This window comes from Pelobium manganitolerans, from assembly GCF_003609575.1.
In the GTDB taxonomy this organism is placed as follows: domain Bacteria; phylum Bacteroidota; class Bacteroidia; order Sphingobacteriales; family Sphingobacteriaceae; genus Pseudopedobacter; species Pseudopedobacter manganitolerans.
In genome coordinates this window covers 16,959-35,052 of record NZ_MBTA01000007.1, presented here as the reverse complement: position 1 = coordinate 35,052, position 18,094 = coordinate 16,959, and the positions used below count along the sequence as shown (strand labels likewise).

Below are 18,094 nucleotides of genomic sequence, written 5' to 3'. Positions count from 1 at the left end.
AAAACAGTAGTCTTAGTTTGGAACTCGGTGTCTGATAGGTTTTGGTCTTAAAAATACAAAGATAGGTTACTAATTCGTTACCGATTAGCAAAGGTAATTAAAGGTGTAACAGATTATATTTCAGTGTTTTGCCCTATTTTTCATATTCCCTTGTAACTCAATACAATTTAATTTTAAACATTAAACATTTGAGTTATGGAGCAGACAAAAAAATCTACGTTCAAATTACTTTTCTACCTGAAAAAGAACGAGCCGAAAAAGAACGGTAATGCCCCGATTATGGCACGTATTACTATTGATGGAACACCTAAGACTTTAGGAACAAAGTTAGAAATCAACCCAAATAATTGGGATTTAAAGTATGGAAGAGTTGAAGGCAAGAGTGCAAAAGCACTAGGTATTAACCAAAAATTGGATAATATACGGGCACGTATTGATACCCTTTATGAAGATATGCTGAAACACGAGGGTTTTGTAACGGCACAAAAGCTGAAACTTGCATTTCTCGGTGTTGGTATTATGGAAGATTCCTTGCTGAAAGTCTTTAAGAAGAACAATGACGATTTTGGGAAAATGGTAGTACAAGGAGAACGCTCCGAAAGTACCTACTACAAATACAAAATTGTCTATAACCACGTTACTGAATTTATCAAAAGCAGGTATCATCGTGATGACATGGCGTTCAGGGAATTGACGTGTGATTTTATCAGAGAGTTTGATTTCTTCCTTAGAATAGACAAAAAGTGCACACACAATACTGTTTGGGTATATACTATGCCACTCTATCGTGTTGCGGAAATAGCTGTCAAAAACGGTCTTATCAGGAAAAATCCTTTTGAAGATTATGAAATAGCGATGAAGGAAAATGACCGTAGCTATTTACTCAAGGAAAACGTTGAGTCCCTGTTATTACACAATCCTTCAAAACAAAATTATGAAATTGTAAAGGATCTTTTTGTATTCAGCTGTTTTACAGGACTATCTTATATAGATATTAAACAACTTAAAAGTACTAACATACAATCCTTTTTTGATGGTCACGATTGGATTATAAGCCGAAGACAAAAATCTGATGTTGCCTCTAATGTTAGGCTTATGGAAATACCCAAACGTATTATTGAAAAATATAAAGGTACTACCCGAAATGATTTTATTTTTCCTGTTCCAACTAATAAAATTTGTAATAGCCATATAGACAAACTTGTTCAAGAATTAGAGATTGTTACAGAACAAAAAGTAACCTTTCACACCGCAAGGCACACATTTGGAACAATGTTTTTAACAGAGGGTGTACCCCTTGAAAGCCTTAGCAAAATGATGGGACATAAAAACATTTCTACCACTCAAATCTATGCCAAGATTACCAGTCAGAAAATTAGCAAGGATATGGATTTGGTATCGCATAAATTTGCAGGAATGGAAGCCGCATTTTCTGAAATGGAGAAAGAGGTTATCATTTAGAATTTATATACACACAGAGCGAAGCAGGATTATGTCCTGCTTTTTTTATGCCCATACTTAATCCTCAAAAGCACATTTATTCCTCCAGCACCCATCCCATGCAATAAAAGAGCTTTGGCAGGATGACTTAATAAACCATACTGAAAAACTATCCAATCTTATCCCTCAACAAATATTTTCAGTACCGTTTACGTGGCCTCCAAAGCCACAATACTTTGAGATACTAAAATAAATTCTGCTAAATGTAATTGCAGGTTTTGTAATCATAAGGCCATTTCCTCAATGCCTTTTTCAAGTGCTTCCACATGATTTTTTATTCAAGAACCGATATGCTTTTTTGTTCCATTTCAAGAGCAAAGGTATTTCCGTGTTCTTAACGCAGAAACAAGGTCGTGCCTTCCTGGTTTGCAAAAAAAATCTCCACCCATTCGGGTCGTATTTTTTTGACAAAACCTTGTTCCTGCTAAACACTAACCTTTTTATGCTCGTGAAACGAAACAAAGCATACTCCGGCTCTTTAGACGAATAAAAAAAATGTCAGAAATGAAAAAATACAGCATTGGAAATGGCAAAAGAGTGAAACGAAACTTCAGCACCTCCTCTCATTGCCGAATAAATCAAGGGAAAAATCAGAACAAAATTAATAACGCAAAAAAGTAGAAATCATGAACATTACAGGAAGACTGACAAGAGATGCGGAAGTACGCACAACGTCACAGGACAAACAAGTAGTAAATTTTTCAGTAGCGACCAACGACAGCTACCGTAACAAACAAGGTGAGCGTGTAGAGCAAACAACCTATTTTGATTGCTCCTATTGGATAACCCCAAATGTAGCCAAGCTACTTACAAAAGGCACTTTGGTAGAACTATCGGGAAGAGTAAGTACAAGAGCGTGGACAGGCAATGACGGAGAGCCAAGAGCAGGACTGAATTTCCATACCTCACAAATCAAACTGCACGGCGGTGGCAAAAAAACGGAAACGGTACAAGCCACCACAGGCACAAACAATAATAAGACAGAAGACGACCTACCATTTTAACAACGAGTATTCAATCATTTTTTAACATCAAAATTTTAAGCATTATGGCACATAATATCAATTTCAACGAGAGAACAGGACGTTATTCATTTTTTAGCGTTCAGCAAAAAGCGTGGCACGGTTTGGGGCAAATCGTAGAACAGTACCCGACAAGCGAAGAAGCTATCAAGCACGCAGGGTTAGATTACGAAGTCGTAAAATCCCCACTATTTACAAAAGGTTCGGGCATTATCGAAACGGCTAACGGTATTGAGATAGGCAGTAGTGAATTGGAAGTACCTAACTATTTTGCTAACATACGCACCGATAACAATGCAGTATTGGGAGTAGTCGGAAAGGATTACCACATAGTACAAAATCGTGAAGCCTTTAATTTCTTTGATGCAATTGTAGGTGGTGGCGAGGGTATTCTCTATGAAACCGCAGGAGCATTAGGAAACGGAGAACGTATTTTCATCACAGCCAAATTGCCTGACTACATCCGTGTCGGTAATGGCGATGATGTTACGGAAAAGTACATCTTCCTAACCACTTCGCACGATGGTAGCGGAAGTATCACAGCCGCATTTACTCCTATCCGTATAGTTTGCCAAAACACCTTAAACGCTTCGTTACGCAGTATGACCAATGTGGTTCGTATCAAACATACTTCGGGAGCAAAACAACGTATAGAAAATGCCCACAAGATTATGGGACTTGCCAACACATTGAGCAACCAATTAGAGGGAATTTTCAATGAGTGGGCAAAAGTGAAGGTAACAGACCAAGAGGTTAAAAAGCTAATCCAATTGGCACTTTGCCCGAATAAGGAAACCTTTGATTTGCTAAAAAAGGGTGCTATGGATGAAATTTCCACCGTGTTCAAAAATACCGTTGAGGACGCATTTGCATACGCAATGATAAGCGATACACAGCAAATGGACACAACAAAAGGCACTTTGTTCGGAGCGTATAACGCTGTTACAGGCTACTATCAGAACGTGAGAAATTACAAGAATGACGAAGCCAAATTACAAAGCATTGTATTGGGTGGTACTGCTCAACTCAAATCACAGAAAGCATTTGACTTGTGTAATGGTTTTGCTTTAGATGGTGCAGAAATCCTAAACCTTAATTAAATAACAACAGGCTACCGCCTTAATCGGTGGTAGCCTACAAAATTTCATAACAATGAATACAAATTTTTTCAACCAGATACAGCAGTTGGACTTTACAGGAGTATTACAACTGAACATTTCAAAAGGAATAGAAAGCAACCTAATCGTAACAGTATTGCTTAACAACGAACAATGCGGAGATAGTGCCAAAAACGGTATTCCCCCATTGACATTTAACGCCACGCCCCAAGAGTTTGACGAGGGATTTTTTGAACAGATTACCAAACCTATACAAAAAATATCAGGCTTAATGGTGGATATGGAAAAATTCTTAAAGCAATTGGAAGAAGTTAAAAAACAATCGGCAATCGAGAAAGAAAAAGCCGAAAAGGAGAAAAAGGAAAAAGAAGCCAAAGACAAGAAATTTAAAGATGCTATAGTAAAGGCTGACGAGTTGGAGAAAGAGGGTAAGTTCCGTGAAGCGTGGATGAAAGTACCCGATATAACGGAGTTTCCCGAAAAAGCGGACGAGATACGCAAACGCAAAACATCATTATCCGACAAGTTTGCCACACCGAGCCTTTTCGGAACAATGGAAGAAGCACCACATGAATCGCCAGAGGAAGCAGTTACTGCCGATTATCCTATTGATGAAGCGGACGAAGAAGAATAAAAGTGTTAACCCCAAAATCAGAAAGTTATGTTATTAGCAACGCAATTAGAGCGAGTTTTCATACTCAAAGATAAAGGACAGGACATCAGACTGACCGACCCCGAACCACGTTGGAGCGTGGAAGCCGTAATGAATTTTTACGCCAATATGTACCCGATTTTGACAACCGCAAAAGTATCAGCACCACAAATAAAAGATGATGCAGTCGAGTACAAATTTGAGAGCGTAATGGGTACGAAAGGTTAAACCAAAATTTTAAAACGATGAATTATGCAACGCAACATCATATCGGGAACTATCAGCATACCCGAACAGAAACGACAACGGCAATTGCACCGACAGTTGGGCGAGTTTGCCAATTGGATGCAAAGACCAAAGGATGCAAACCAAGTGCAGAAAGACAAGCAGAAGTCCGTACCGATAGCAATGCTACCAATGGTATTTTAAAGTGTACGTTTCTGCCAAAACTGAAAACAGCAAAATCCGTACAGGCTTGTCAGAAAACGGAGAGGGATTTTCACAAGTCCCTTTCCAAACTTGCCGAGCATCACAGCATTGAGCCAATGCAGACCCAAGATTTTGAGTTTCCATACAATATAGTATTGTCTATGTGGGATATGGAAACCAAAGTAAAACGTACCAATATCAATTGGGAAGGTTTTAAATTGATACAGGATAGCAAGAAAACCTACTTTACAAGTGAGGAACGGTACAACACAGGTACAACCTTGTATTACATTCCAGTTGTGCCACTCTTTCAAATACTCAAAGACCAGAAGCGTAAAAAGACCGCACAGCTTTTACTATCAGTATGCAGTTATCTGTACCACATTGCCCAAATTCCCTATTACAGACAAGAAGAAAGTTATTTGTATTGGCTTTACGAAATGATGAACGATTGGGTTGAACAGGACGAGGAAACGGCAGAAACCGAAACCAACAAACGTGAGTTGAGAAATGCCGAATACATTGGCGATAAGGTGGAACAGAAGTTATTCAACCTCATCAATCTAAAGGTATTTGAAAAGCGTTTGAACCGATTTAAAAGTGTTGATACGTTCGATAGCGAATGTTGGAAAATTGCTCGCAATGCGTTTGCCCTTTATACTGAATATCCAAGCGAAAATATTTTCAGAAACGCAACATTGCCCGAAAAAGACCTTATGATAATGACGAGAATGAAATAATCGGAATGGAAAAGTACATTTCATTTATTGCAGATACTAAAGGCTGGTTATACGAAAGCCTTTCAGATACAATCAACAATGAATTTAACGAGTACGGAGCAATGGAAGAGCCAACTATTTCCAAGCAATTTGACGGAAGCGAAATACCAACAGCCAACCTCGATTTTGAGAACCGTTTGTTTGATTTATTAAATGATTTGAGTGGATTATTATACGAATACAAAACGATAGAAAAATGAACACAACAACAGATATAACAGACCATTTCGGAACATTGTACCACCCAAAATCTGCTTTGGTTTTCTACGAAGCCAAAGGAACAGATACCGATATGTACGTGGAGCATTTTGATATGGATAGCAATGGAACGCCTATAAATGCCCACCCACTGACAGTAAAAGAAGCTAACATTTTGGCAAAGGCTTTACAGACGGATGAAGAAAAAAACACAGCCTTTTTAAAGCCAAAGGGAATTTTGCCTACCAACATTCTGCATATTAATCCGAGCGAAAAAGGTACGGTGCTATGGTACACCAAAACACAGCAAAGGCAGATATATTTTGTGGATAGTTTGGGCATACCCAACGGAAAGGCACAAGTACCGCCAATGCTTTGGTTAGCGAGCAAAAGCAGTCTTACGGTATTTGCTTTGGCAAGCGACAGAAGACCTACCGAGAAAACGCCATTGCATTACGTCCCATTTTTCAATATCTACGAAAAAGGCAACGTATGTATGGGTACTGTTAGTATTGACATTAAAAATTCGGCTTCGGTTGAGGAATTTATACAGGCTTGGGAACATTATTTTTTCAATTCCTATTTCAGCCATTCATTATGCGAAAACTTGACGAAAAAAAACATTGTAAACCTTTGGAAAGACCTTATCAACACAGACAAACCCTTTCCTAAAGAAGTATTAAAAAAGAATAACAAAACCCTTAAAAATCTATTGTGATGAATACAGCAAAAACAGCAATCCATTTTACGGACAATTATCTGCTCAATCCGACAAACCCGATTTCGGTAAACCTTATCGGAGCAGGTGGCACAGGCTCAAAAGTATTGACCGCTTTAATGGAAATAAACGAAAGTTTGATAGCATTAGGACACGCAGGGTTGCAAGTCCGCCTTTGGGATGATGATGTTATCACGAGTGCTAATTTAGGCAGACAGCGTTTTGCAGAAAGTGAAACAGGATTATACAAATCCGTTGCCTTGATCAATCGTTGCAACCGTTGGGCGGGTACAAATTGGAAAGCCGAAACGATAAAATTTGAAAAGGACAAGTTTGGGAGAATGCCCGAAAAAGCAAGGGCAATCATTACCATTACTTGTGTGGATAATGTACAGGCGAGGTTTGGCGTTGCTGAAATTCTGAAAGAACTAAGTTACCGCAGACACTATCAAGATGAGCCGAAATATTGGTTAGACTTTGGCAACAGCCAGCATACAGGACAAGTGCTACTATCTACTATCGGAGAGATAAAGCAACCCAATTCCGAGAAATACCAAACGGTGGCAAGCCTGCCATTTGTTACCGATGAATTTGGCGAATTGCTGAAGCAATCCGAACAAGAAGACAACACGCCAAGTTGCTCCCTTGCCGAAGCATTGGAATACCAGGACTTGTTTATCAATTCCTCATTGACACAAATGGGTTGTTCCTTATTGTGGAACTTATTCCGCAGAGGAATGACCGAATACAAGGGATTTTTTCATAATCTGAAAGATTTCCGTACCCACCCGATAAAAGTCGCCTGACCCGAAAAATCGGGCGGGCAAAAATGCAATTCCTCACTTTGGTCGGAAACGCATTTTTGCATTTAGAATAGGTGCAACCCCCTTGTCAAAATGCACCACTACACAATTCCCTTTCCTTACATTTTACCAAACAGGTTGCGAGTTTTTGCTTGGGATATTTAGTATCCCATTTGTTGTATTTAGCACTGACTTCTTTTCTTTTCACACAGCGACCAAAGAAAAGAAGCAAAAGAACGTCGCATGATTAGATTTTATCGTCACATTAAAAATCGCGCCATATTATTTTTTAAATTTGACTATATCCTAAATAAAATAGACAATATGGAAAAAGCAGAAAAAATAAAGCAATTATTATCAAATCAATTTGAACAGGATTTATTTGAAGCTTCACTTGCTAGCCTAAATGATCGAACAAACAAACTTCGCTTTAATAATTTTGCATACTCTATAAGGGAGTTATCACGACATTTTTTATATAACCTTGCACCTGAAGAACGTGTGAAAAATTGTGTTTGGTTTAGTCCCGAAACTACTGACGGAAAGCCTACAAGAAACCAAAGGATTAAATACGCAGTTCAAGGTGGAATAGAAGACGCTTTATTAGATAGCTGGGGATTTGATGTTGACGAACTTAAAGACATGATAAAGGAGGTAAAAGAAACAATCAATACTTTAAGCAAGTACACTCATATTAATCCTGAGGTGTTCGATATTAGCGATTCTGAAGTTGAGCGTATGAGCCAAGATGTACTTAACTCCTTCATTGCTTTAGTAGAAACAATTGAGAACTATCGTGAAGATCTTAAACAATTCCTTGATGGACATATTGAAGAGCATATGATATCATCCGTTGTAACTAATTTTTTTGAGAATGTTGATCGGCTCGCACCTCATCATTCATTGGAATATAGTGAGGTGTCAGAATATCATATTTCAGAAATTAATGAATATGAAATTGTAGTGGAAGTCTTTGGAGATTTACATGTGATTCTTGAATATGGATCTAATAGAGAAAGACGTGAAGGTGATGGATTAGACTTGCCAGAAACATTTCCTTTTGAAACGAAGATACGCTATCAAATCGATGATGATTTTCCATCCACTAAGTTTGAGGTTGATGATTACGATGTAGATACTTCAAGCTGGTATGGAGATGATGAAGATGAAATATAGTCTTAAGCGTTGAAAATCAATTTCTTAAAATTCATAGTATCACTACCAACAAGAAGGTAACTTGAAAACCCTATATTTAAAATTGCCTTTCCTACTTTCTCATCATCAATATCACTATGAGCAATCAGTTTTATGGTTGGATATTTTGTCCTCAATTCTTGAAGCTGTGTCAGCACATTCTTGTCGTAAAAATCAAGGTCAATAATGCAAACATAGGGAAGTTCATTCAATGAAAACAATTGCGATAGTCCATCTTCAATGCTTTCCGAACGAAATAAGACTTCAGTTCCTGAAGCGACAAGGTCTTGGCAGATACCATTTAAAATAGGGCTTTTGTCGTTGATAAATGCGAGAGTGATTTTTTGTTGTGCTGTACCAGTTTCCATAATATTGTCAGATTTTGAGTTAATGGAGTTTCCTGCACAAAAAGAAAGCGCAGGCAACTACACTTACCGCACATTGAGGTACTGGTATACCCGACAACAAATAAGCGAGCGCCCACGCCTATGGCATGAGCGTTCTTCCTTATCGTCCCGTTGTCTAAAAATTACCAGTTTTCAATGTGGGACTTAAAGTAAAAACACTTTAAGATTCTATATTTTATATAGCAAATATACTAAACTCATTCCTTTTTGAACAGATATAAGATACAAAAGGTTACCGTAAGCCTGTTTTATTGACTATATAATTCTGTTCCAAGATAGTCAGGATATCACTTTCCTTGTAGATGATCTTTCCGCCAATCTGTATAAATGGCAATATATTATCATCACGGTACTGCTGTAAAGTCCGTTTGCTGATATGCAATAACCGGCACATATCCTCGCCGGATAGGTATATTTCTCCATTCATTACAGGACGGTAGTTTTTCAATATTTCTTCAATACGGTTTCTCAACTGCATTATTATCTCCTGATGGGCGATGATTTCTTCGGCTTCATTCGTCAGTAAATCCATTGTCATTGTTATTGTACGGCTGTCCGGCTTCGAGTAAAGCCTGTACGTCCGATCGTTTGTAATAATTCTTGCGGTTCAGTTTGGAATATGGTAATAAGCCTTTGTCCTTGTAGGTCTGCAAAGTCCGTTTGGTAATATCCATCATCAGGCACACTTCCTGGTTATCGAGCCACTTTTCTTCTTTGAAAATCGGAGTGTATTTCTGTACAACATTTTCGGTCATTTCCAAAAGTTCCCATAGCTCATTCTTCATTTCGTCCAATGCGGATTTTTGTATTGCAATAACTTCCATAGTTTGCTTGTTTTTTCCGTGGAAGTCTAAATTAAAGAGGCTTAATGCAGTTTTGGCAGTTTTGGTATTGATTGGCTTTGAAAGGAAGTGTTTGGCTTAAAACTAGGATTCAATTTTGTTTACAATGCGTTTTATTTAATCAGCCCCAATTGTTTAGCAATGTCCATTGTCATTTTGCTAAATGGTCTTTTATGGATATCTTTTTCTTTGGTATAATTACCTACAATTACTCTATCAAAATCATTTTGACTTAATGATAATTTTGAAAAGCTCTTTTGAAGAATGTCTTTGAAACTTTCATTATAAATTTGGTTTTTGACAATCAATTCTGCTATAATATCCTTTTGAGTATCGTGAATTTCTTTTATACTGAACATATTTTGTAGCGATTGATGACCAGCTACTGTTGTAGATACATCATTAAATAGAATTTCAATGCTTTCAGCATCTTTCGTCACTAAATAATCACATTCGGAAGACTTAGTGATTTTAAAGTTATAATCGGATTTTGATAGTTTTGATGTGATATCTGTATAAAGAAAAAAATTGATTGGTGTAGAACTTTTTCTTTTGTTACAAGAAGCACAACAGGGATATAAATTAAATAACGAAATGCTTAAAAACGGAAAATCACTTTTAGGATAGTGGTGGTCAACTTCGAGTCTTGCGTCAATTTCGTTGTTCTTTTTAGTGATAACAACAGTTAATTGAGAATTACAATAAACACAAGATTTTATTCCAATCTTTCTGAAATATTTTGGATAAAATTTATCTCGGCAATTTGTATAGTTAAGGGCATTTTGAATAAAATGAGTTAGTTGTTTTTTCATGGGCTTGAGTACTCCATTAACCGTCTCAAAACGGGAATTTGCAGGCAATGACCCAACCATTCCTTTGATAGCTTCTATTTCTAAAGGGCTTTTTGTTAAAAATGAAATATCTTGAAATTGAGTAATGACGTTGTTAAGGTAAGTTTGTTCAGCTTGATCAAATATGTTTGCGTTAATTGCCTGAAGTTTTTGCAGTGCAGAACTTCTTTGTTCTTCTATTTCTACTTTAAAAAATTCCTGAACACTTTTTGCTTTATTTATATGTAACGAAATCATGATTATTTGTTTAATAGTTTAGTTAGCTTGTCAATTTGTGATTGAATGAAATTGGTTTCATCATTTGGAAATGCTTGACTGTACAGTTCCATTAAACTATTATACAAAACTGGTTCACCAACTATTGATATAATAGAAGAGCATTGACTTTGATCTATCTCTTTGTGCCTAGAATTTTCAATTTCAATAGATTTAATCTCACCTTTTATTATAGCAATTTTATTTTTTTCGGTCTCTTCATTTAATAGACCGTTGAGCGATTCTATCTTTTTATTGTTAATCTTCAATGTGAGACTTTCAATAACCAATTTTATTTGACTTTTTGCCCATTCCCCCATAAACCCCTTTTGCATAAAAAAGTCATTTGCTAAGAGGTCGTGTACATTTGCGCCAAAGGTTTCGTTGCCTTCTATATAAGGCTCTCCTTTGATTAATTTCAAAACAAAAGCATTCGGAATGTCTGATAAAATATATGGGGAGTGCGTTAAAAATGTTATGTTTAATCCTTTAATGTGTTTTAAATTTTCAGGATTAATTTTACCAATATAATCTAATAGATCAGCAATATATGTCCTTTGCCATTCAGGGTGATAATAAAGTTCTATTTCGTCTAATATGATGTTGATATAGTTGTAATGAATTATTTTTTCGGACTCTTCTGCTTTTTCTTCCTTTAGCTGTTCAACAGAATTGAGGTTAATAAGATGATATACAATAGAACTAATACTATGTATTTTTTGTTTTTCTCCAGAACTTAAAGAACCAAATGAAGAACCATCTTTTGGGACTATGTTAATATAGAAAAAAGAAGGAGGTGACATCATAAAGGTATTCACCATAAATGATTCTTTTTTCTGTATCTCCTGTATCGTTTTTGACAATCCATCAATTTCTAAACTGAAAGGTTTTTTTAAATCGAGATTGGGTAACAAGGTCTGATAATATTTTAAGTAAAGAATAGCTCCTTTTACTTTGAAAACGGCGTGACTGTCACTTTCTTTTATTCTCCTGATATACGCATTTATATTTTTTATATTTCTTTCTTTCGGTTCTCTATATCTTTTGAATATTTTATAATCAGAAAAAGCCATTTTAATGAGCTTCTTATGAATGTACGAAAGTGTAACATTCACAAATAAATCATTATTAAGTTGTTGTTCTGTTATTTGAAATTCAAAATGTTGCTGAAAGGCTTCAATTAATTTTTCTCTTACTGTTGAATCTATGGGCTCTTCTAGGGTTGCATTAGGATTAGGATTGTATGACAGTTCCAAAGCAGATGCAATTTTATTGTTTGCAATATTGCGTAAACTGTTTTCTTCTTGCCCTTCGGTTATAGGTTCAAGAAGATTGGCTAATAATCTTCTTGTGAGCAAATATTTTTCTTTATTGATGTCAATAATACCATCGGTTCGCATTGGATTTAATACAATAGGTGTTTGATATCCATCGTTTTTGTGAAATAAAGGATTAATCCAATCTCCAATTTCTAAAGAGTTCAAAGCAAAATGAGAGTAATTAACAACTATCGTATAAAAGAACTGTTTTAAGTCATCAATGCTTTTAATCTCTTGCTTTGAAACATTCGCGACAAACTTATTGTTGTTTCGTTTATAGGTTTGTTGATAAACATTACCTTCTTTAAAAACAACATTTATTAGAGTGTTCAAATCAACAGAATACAAAAGTTCAAAATCTAAAAATTTAAAAGGTTTCCGTTTTCTACGGTTCTCATCTTCTAATAAATTTAGAATACTTCCAATATTGTAATTTGCCCAGTATATTAATTCTATTAAAGTACTTTTACCTGAACCGTTTCCACCTACAACAGCATTAATGTTAATTGGAATATTATTTATTGAGGTTTTTAGTTCATATAAATTGACATCTGTTTTAGGTATGTATTCTACCTCTGAAAAGTCATTTTTCCGAAATTGATACTCATTTCGGAATTGGTAAATTTGATTGTTTTTTAAATTTTTTGAAGCATCTAAAGTCAATAAAGAATTTTTACGAGTGTCTTTGGTTGGTAGCATTTTACCAACATTAATAGCTATAATTTTGAAGTTTTCTTTGTTACTCATTCTGTACCATAATTGTAATTATTAGTGATCTAAATTACATTATTTTTTCCTCTACAGTGAGATCATAAAGGTTTAATTAATCATTCTGGTACTATAAAAGTGCTAGATTTGCTCAATTAGCTTTATATTTTTACCGAAAACTCGTAATATCTATACCATCTACTATATAAATTTGAATAATTGCTGTTTGATGAGTTTCAATTATTGTTCTACCGAATACTTTCCACTGCTACCTTCTGCTTTTCCATTTCTTTTTTCTCACGAGAATAAACCCAAAGCGATAACAGCCCAAAAATAATCGGTGCATAAGCTACCCACTTACCAAATTTTTCAAGCAGTTTAATGATAACCGAACTTTCATAAGATGAAAATCCTTCTGCTCCCATAGGACCACGCCTGTAAAACTTTCGCCGATTAATCCAGTAGCGAAGTCCCAAGCCTGCAACCAAAAATATGATGCCTATTATCAATGATGCGATCATAACAAAAACACTTTAAATTCACCTTTTAAATTTACAAAAATTTAGCTTCGATCACTCCAAAAAAAGAAATCCTGCTTTTGCGGCAGGACTTCTTTTTGATACTATACTAATCACTACTGTTAAACTGAAAACTTATCTGCTTTTCGTTTCCGAAGCTGTCCGAAATCCAAACCTCAAAGGACTGTGACACGGCAGATGTTGAAATGTAATACAAGCGAAACTGCTCTGTCGGTAAGGGGTATAAATCGTTCGGCAGGTATGGCGGTTCATCGTAGTATTGCAACGTTCCCTGTCCGTCAAACTGAAAGTAACGGAGAAAATACTGCGTGTTGCTGTAATTCCCTTTACGTTGTATGGTAATGCGTATTTCTACAGTCTGCCCGTTGGCTACATCTTTGGGAACTGGCATCACGTTTACTTCAAAAGGAAAATCGTTCTGTATTTCGAGTTCATCGTCTTTGCTACAAGATACCAGAGAAACCGAAGCTGTTAGGATTGCCAGCATTACATATATAGGCAGTAATGCTATTCTGAATTTATTGAAGATTGCTATCATCGTTTTTACGTTTTAAAAATTAAACCTTAATCCCACACCTGCGGATGGTCGGAACTGTTGCAAATCCGTACCCCATAAAACCTTTGTACGCCCTTGAAGAACTAACACAAATCGGTCGGACAGGTATATTTCAAATGTGAGGCGACCGCCTGCTCCGTAGATGAAATTGTCCTCGCTCAAAATCTTTGCTCCGTCATACAACATCGCTTCGCCACGATTGATGCTTTCATAACCGACTACGCCTGTTATCCCGAAGTTCAGTGTGATGTTCTTACGAACATCGCCCAGCAGGAAGAAGCTGTAACCACCTTCGGCAGTAAAGGTTTCCTGTGGTATGCGGAGATCTTTATAATCGTGGTATTGGTGCGTGTATTCCAACGCCCAAAGCTGGTAGTTACCATTTTTACCGTTCACGGTCATTCCGATGTTGAGGTAATAATCATTGCCGATTTTATCATCGGATAATACGCCTGCACTTATTTCCAATCCTTTCTGTTTTGGAAGCATTCTTTGTGCCTGTGTAACCGTGATGGCCATCAAGATGAGCATCACGGTATAGATATACTTTTTCATATAATTGCTTTAAAGGGTTATTAAAATTTTAGGTGCATATCATTAACCAAACGAGCCTTGATTAAATCGGAATTTTCTATCTGTAGTGTCTGATGTCTGCCTCCGTTTTTTTCGAAAATTTCAATCAGCAGTACCTTGTCATCTGCAATGGTAAATTGATCTAACAGGAACACGTTTTGTTCGGTCGATTTACCACCAATCTCGTCCAATGGCTTGTAAGTGCGTAACGGTATCAGCGGGCGTTCCTGTACTACGGTACGTTTGGCTACCTTTTTATCCACTACTTTGAAATTGATAAAATCAATCCCGAAAGGCACATTAGTTTTATTTCTTAATTCTGTATGGAAATAGTATTTGCCGTTATGTATGTAAATGCCTTTAAGAATAAACTGTATACCAAAACTCTTAGCCCCGATATGCTTTACAATACGCTTATCCTTTTTGTAAATGGTTTCCAATAGCAAGCCTGCCAACGAGGGAGAATTGTTGCCCAATTCCTCAAAAAGCACATCGTTACCGTTGGCTTTATCCACCGCCTTTTGCATCGTAAGCAGGTCATAACTCAATGCTTCGGGATAGGAACTGTAATACACATTGAAACTGTAAAAACGTCCGTCATTCGTAATGACTGAAAAATTGGTTTCCGCTTCAAAATCCTTAACCGTTGCTTTTACACGCAAAACGTTTTCCGCATCTTCCGCTTTCCCTGCAATCAGGTATTCGCTTCCCAAATCCACGTAACGGATAGCGGTCGGGAAAATCAAGTGCGAAGTCTTATCGTAGGTCACTTCCATTTTGTAAGGTTCTATCTTGCCTAATGCAAGCGGAGTTCTGATGCTGTCCTGTGCATAAGATTGTACGGCAAAGCCGAGTATCAGGGCAAAAGCCCAAAAGGTTTTTAAATGATTTTTCATTGTTTTATTTATTTGAGTTCAACATTATTTTTTAGATACAAGAAAGACCTGATGTCCTGCTTTCAGCGTAACTTTTGGGGTTCTTACCTTTTTGGCGAAATAGCCCGAAATTCCCTGTACTACTCCTTTGCTTAAATCTGCGGCAACCTGTTGTCCGGCATTCTGTGTGAGCATTACGCTTGTACCCCCTGTCTGGCTCATATTGCCTGCCATTTCGGTAAGGGCATTCATTTCGGGCGAATATGGAACGGATAAGCCTTGCTGCCCGTCCAAATCGTAAATTGTTATATCTACCGGAATGATATTGCCCTCCAGTTCTATCGAGGTAATTTTTAGTTGTAGCCTTCCATTCTGAAATTTGGCATTTGCCGTTACAATCGTTCCTTTTGGAATGGTACGTTGTGGCGTTTGGGCAGGCTCTAACAATCGTAAACGCACACCCGTTTCGCCAACTACTGTTTGAGCATCGTGTACGCAGGCTTTGATGCTGTTTTTCGGTTGTACCGCTTGCTGGGTAGAACCGGCAGTATAAAACCCTCGGTTTCTTGTTTCGCTCCAATCGGCTAAAAAAGCACTGTCCGTAGGCTTACGGTAGAGGGCTGATACGGCATTCTTTCTTGCAGGCGTAAACGATACAAAATGCTCTTTTTGGTTAGTACCCGCAGCACTAACAGCACCCGGAATAGCACCATTAGCAGGTGTTGCATTTTCAGTAGTCGTATTTTTCGGCAGATACTTTGCTGCCATTTCATAGGATTTCTCCATTAGTTTAAGTTGGTCATCTACAGTAGCAACGGGTGGCACATCTTTTTCAGCCAGCTTTTCTTTCATTTCGTCCAGTTGCCTGCGGAGCTCCATTGTTTCCGAGTTATCATCCTGATAAAAAGAACTCAATGCACTTTGGGTATTTCGATAGCTGTTCAACCCAGGATTGTTGTTTCTTCCTAAATTTCTGCCATAGCTGTTGCTTTGGTCTTCTTCAGGAAGTTGTTCGGCAATCGGTTCTTCTTTGTCTTCGGTATTCCAATAGTCAGAAAGCGTAGTTAAAGCATTACGCTTTTCCTGTTCTTTGCTTTCCAGCATTTCCTGCTCGTACGCCTTGCCTTTGTCGGCAGGCATTCCGGCTCCGGTAGCTTCTGGTACTGCATCGTTCAGCCCGATGTTTTCAATCGCTTTTTTATCTTCGGACGGTTTAAATATGAGGTACATACAACCCACGAAGACAATCGCCATTAAACCGAAGACTAAGGGCTTTTTGAGCTTCTCCTTATTATTCTGTGTACCGTCTTGCAGCGCATCAGCGGTTGCTGTCGGGTTTCCTTCCGTTACCCGAACAACCGATTTTTTGTTCTCATTTTCTTTCATAAATCTTATTTTTTAGAATTGTTGATAATGTGTCCTATAATCTTGCAGGGCTTTCACTTTTTTTGAGGACAGGGTTTTCGATATGCTCAATGATTATATCGTTACCGGATTTTGAGGTATCGTACATTACTTTGCCAATCACTGCCATGGTAAGCAGCAGGTAACCTACAAAGAAGTACAGCGTATATTGGTGCTGTTTTCGTAGGGGTAACTCCCGCCAGCGTTCGTCCAGCTTGTCAAAATATCTGTCCATATTTGCTCTTAATTTTTTCATGCCTTTTTCTGTTTTAGAGCTTGAAACGCTTAGGGCTTTTACCTGCCTTTTGTTTTTGTTCATCATTGACCAAAGCGATTACCTCAGCCGCTTTAGGTGTAGATATTACAGACAGGTTTGTCAGTTCCGATTTTTTCAGCAGTTGTCCGAATTGGTCTTTCCTTGCCACCTCCATTTTGTTGAGAGAGAATTTCCCGTTCAGATATTTTACCCACATACTGCATTCGACACGAGGCTTGTCATCACCCGACCATTGTAGGTAGCCTGTCAGCAATAAATCCTGTTTGGGTAAACTGTCTGTACCTTTTTGGCAGCTTTCGAGGTAATCGCTGATACTTTCTTTCAACTTTCCGGCATACGCACCCTGCGTATGGAAATAGCCGTTATATCCTTTGTCGGTAAGGATTTTTGCAAACGTGTTTAAATCTGATAATGCTTCCATAAGATTATTTTTTAGCGTTCGATGACTTCTATATCCCTGTTTTCTACGACTGCAAATTTTTCGATATTGAAGCCTTGTGGGTTGTTGTCAGAGCGAACGGAGTTGACTAGGTAGCAGGAAGTAATTAAGTTACGTCTGGTTACATTGCTTGACCGAATGATGAATTGTTTTGCATAGGTTCGTACCGCATAAGGATGGGTGTCGAAATTGCAGACCACACTATCTACTTCGATGCGTTGCTGTACGTTTCCTGATATAATACGACTGTAATAGCCTTTTTCTGACAAGTCTTTATAGTAGTCGAAGGCACTTTTGTCGGCAAGATTGAATGCCCTGCTCATATTGCTTTCTATAGCGTTTTTGTCGGGAGCAAGTGTAAAAAACAGCTCGTGAAAACGTCTGACGTGTTCCCTTGCTTCCACAGGTCGGTTGATACTTGCATCTTGCGATAAGGCAAGCATCAAAGATTTGCCGTTATCCAATACATAGATTTTTTGGCGTTGTTCTTCTGCAAAGCGGTAGGACTGCCATACGGCATATCCTACCACGCCAATACAGAGAACCGCAAACACAATGGCATATAGTCTTATCTGCCTAAAGCTGTTTTCGATATTTCTTAGCGTTTTAAATTCCATTTTTTTGAATGATTTATTG

General features: G+C 37.5%; 23 protein-coding genes. 10 read left to right on the top strand and 13 right to left on the bottom strand.

From position 1 onward, the window contains the following. The first annotated feature begins 195 nt into the window (after positions 1–195). The 10 genes from BCY91_RS06105 to BCY91_RS06060 all read left to right on the top strand — a co-directional run bounded on the left by BCY91_RS06105 (position 196) and on the right by BCY91_RS06060 (position 8,395). Positions 196–1,461: a site-specific integrase gene (locus BCY91_RS06105; protein WP_078704261.1), complete on the top strand. Its 1,266-nt coding sequence runs from the start codon at positions 196–198 to the stop codon at positions 1,459–1,461. Between the two features lie 665 nt (positions 1,462–2,126). Further along, complete coding sequence (locus tag BCY91_RS06095) at positions 2,127–2,504, top strand: single-stranded DNA-binding protein (protein ID WP_113264893.1); 378 nt, start codon at positions 2,127–2,129, stop codon at positions 2,502–2,504. 44 nt (positions 2,505–2,548) lie between these two features. Further along, complete coding sequence (locus BCY91_RS06090; RefSeq protein WP_113264894.1) at positions 2,549–3,622, top strand: DUF932 domain-containing protein; 1,074 nt, start codon at positions 2,549–2,551, stop codon at positions 3,620–3,622. Between the two features lie 52 nt (positions 3,623–3,674). Next, positions 3,675–4,274: a PRTRC system protein E gene (locus tag BCY91_RS06085; protein WP_078704255.1), complete on the top strand. Its 600-nt coding sequence runs from the start codon at positions 3,675–3,677 to the stop codon at positions 4,272–4,274. Positions 4,275–4,301: 27 nt separating this feature from the next. After that, complete coding sequence (locus BCY91_RS06080; RefSeq protein ID WP_037438461.1) at positions 4,302–4,520, top strand: PRTRC system protein C; 219 nt, start codon at positions 4,302–4,304, stop codon at positions 4,518–4,520. A gap of 17 nt (positions 4,521–4,537) precedes the next feature. Beyond that, positions 4,538–5,461, top strand: a complete 924-nt coding sequence (locus tag BCY91_RS06075) for a hypothetical protein (protein ID WP_245989010.1) — start codon at positions 4,538–4,540, stop codon at positions 5,459–5,461. A gap of 5 nt (positions 5,462–5,466) precedes the next feature. After that, positions 5,467–5,700 (top strand): hypothetical protein, encoded by a 234-nt coding sequence (locus tag BCY91_RS17855; protein ID WP_245989011.1) that lies wholly within the window; start codon positions 5,467–5,469, stop codon positions 5,698–5,700. Continuing rightward, positions 5,697–6,416: a PRTRC system protein B gene (locus tag BCY91_RS06070; protein ID WP_120181048.1), complete on the top strand. Its 720-nt coding sequence runs from the start codon at positions 5,697–5,699 to the stop codon at positions 6,414–6,416. Before BCY91_RS17855 ends, BCY91_RS06070 begins: the two co-directional genes overlap by 4 nt. Beyond that, positions 6,416–7,222: a PRTRC system ThiF family protein gene (locus BCY91_RS06065; RefSeq protein WP_113264898.1), complete on the top strand. Its 807-nt coding sequence runs from the start codon at positions 6,416–6,418 to the stop codon at positions 7,220–7,222. The genes BCY91_RS06070 and BCY91_RS06065 overlap by 1 nt, the downstream gene beginning before the upstream one ends. Positions 7,223–7,543: 321 nt before the next feature. Continuing rightward, a complete protein-coding gene (locus BCY91_RS06060; RefSeq protein WP_120181104.1) occupies positions 7,544–8,395 on the top strand; it encodes a pPIWI-associating nuclease domain-containing protein in 852 nt (283 codons plus the stop codon). Positions 8,396–8,397: 2 nt separating this feature from the next. Here the strand turns inward: BCY91_RS06060 and BCY91_RS06055 are convergent, their stop codons facing one another. The 13 genes from BCY91_RS06055 to traK all read right to left on the bottom strand — a co-directional run bounded on the left by BCY91_RS06055 (position 8,398) and on the right by traK (position 18,075). Beyond that, positions 8,398–8,781, bottom strand: coding sequence for a response regulator transcription factor (locus BCY91_RS06055; RefSeq protein ID WP_078704250.1), 384 nt, complete (start codon positions 8,779–8,781; stop codon positions 8,398–8,400). 271 nt (positions 8,782–9,052) lie between these two features. Further along, positions 9,053–9,352, bottom strand: coding sequence for a helix-turn-helix domain-containing protein (locus BCY91_RS06050; protein WP_078704249.1), 300 nt, complete (start codon positions 9,350–9,352; stop codon positions 9,053–9,055). Further along, positions 9,333–9,644: a helix-turn-helix domain-containing protein gene (locus BCY91_RS06045; protein WP_078704248.1), complete on the bottom strand. Its 312-nt coding sequence runs from the start codon at positions 9,642–9,644 to the stop codon at positions 9,333–9,335. Before BCY91_RS06045 ends, BCY91_RS06050 begins: the two co-directional genes overlap by 20 nt. 131 nt (positions 9,645–9,775) lie before the next feature. Further along, entirely contained in the window at positions 9,776–10,750 is a 975-nt protein-coding gene (locus BCY91_RS06040) for an HNH endonuclease (protein ID WP_078704247.1), read from the bottom strand. Positions 10,751–10,752: 2 nt separating this feature from the next. Next, positions 10,753–12,834, bottom strand: a complete 2,082-nt coding sequence (locus BCY91_RS06035; protein WP_120181103.1) for a hypothetical protein — start codon at positions 12,832–12,834, stop codon at positions 10,753–10,755. Positions 12,835–13,043: 209 nt separating this feature from the next. Further along, positions 13,044–13,316: a molybdenum ABC transporter permease gene (locus tag BCY91_RS06030; protein ID WP_120181102.1), complete on the bottom strand. Its 273-nt coding sequence runs from the start codon at positions 13,314–13,316 to the stop codon at positions 13,044–13,046. Positions 13,317–13,422: 106 nt separating this feature from the next. Beyond that, positions 13,423–13,872: a DUF3872 domain-containing protein gene (locus BCY91_RS06025; protein ID WP_120181101.1), complete on the bottom strand. Its 450-nt coding sequence runs from the start codon at positions 13,870–13,872 to the stop codon at positions 13,423–13,425. A gap of 12 nt (positions 13,873–13,884) precedes the next feature. Next, positions 13,885–14,445 carry a conjugal transfer protein TraO gene (locus BCY91_RS06020; protein WP_078704243.1) on the bottom strand — a complete coding sequence of 187 codons (561 nt, stop codon included), beginning with the start codon at positions 14,443–14,445 and terminating at the stop codon, positions 13,885–13,887. A gap of 20 nt (positions 14,446–14,465) precedes the next feature. Beyond that, positions 14,466–15,359, bottom strand: coding sequence for a conjugative transposon protein TraN (traN, locus tag BCY91_RS06015; protein WP_078704242.1), 894 nt, complete (start codon positions 15,357–15,359; stop codon positions 14,466–14,468). 24 nt (positions 15,360–15,383) lie between these two features. Next, positions 15,384–16,724, bottom strand: coding sequence for a conjugative transposon protein TraM (gene traM / locus BCY91_RS06010; RefSeq protein ID WP_120181100.1), 1,341 nt, complete (start codon positions 16,722–16,724; stop codon positions 15,384–15,386). A 34-nt stretch (positions 16,725–16,758) separates the two neighbouring features. Then, positions 16,759–16,998 carry a nitrogen regulatory IIA protein gene (locus BCY91_RS06005; protein ID WP_113264926.1) on the bottom strand — a complete coding sequence of 80 codons (240 nt, stop codon included), beginning with the start codon at positions 16,996–16,998 and terminating at the stop codon, positions 16,759–16,761. Between the two features lie 13 nt (positions 16,999–17,011). Next, positions 17,012–17,440, bottom strand: coding sequence for a hypothetical protein (locus BCY91_RS06000; protein ID WP_115170870.1), 429 nt, complete (start codon positions 17,438–17,440; stop codon positions 17,012–17,014). An 11-nt stretch (positions 17,441–17,451) separates the two neighbouring features. Then, the gene (gene traK / locus BCY91_RS05995) at positions 17,452–18,075 is read right to left on the bottom strand and encodes a conjugative transposon protein TraK (protein ID WP_002978256.1); all 624 of its coding nucleotides are present in this window, start codon (positions 18,073–18,075) and stop codon (positions 17,452–17,454) included. Between the last annotated feature and the right edge of the window lie 19 nt (positions 18,076–18,094).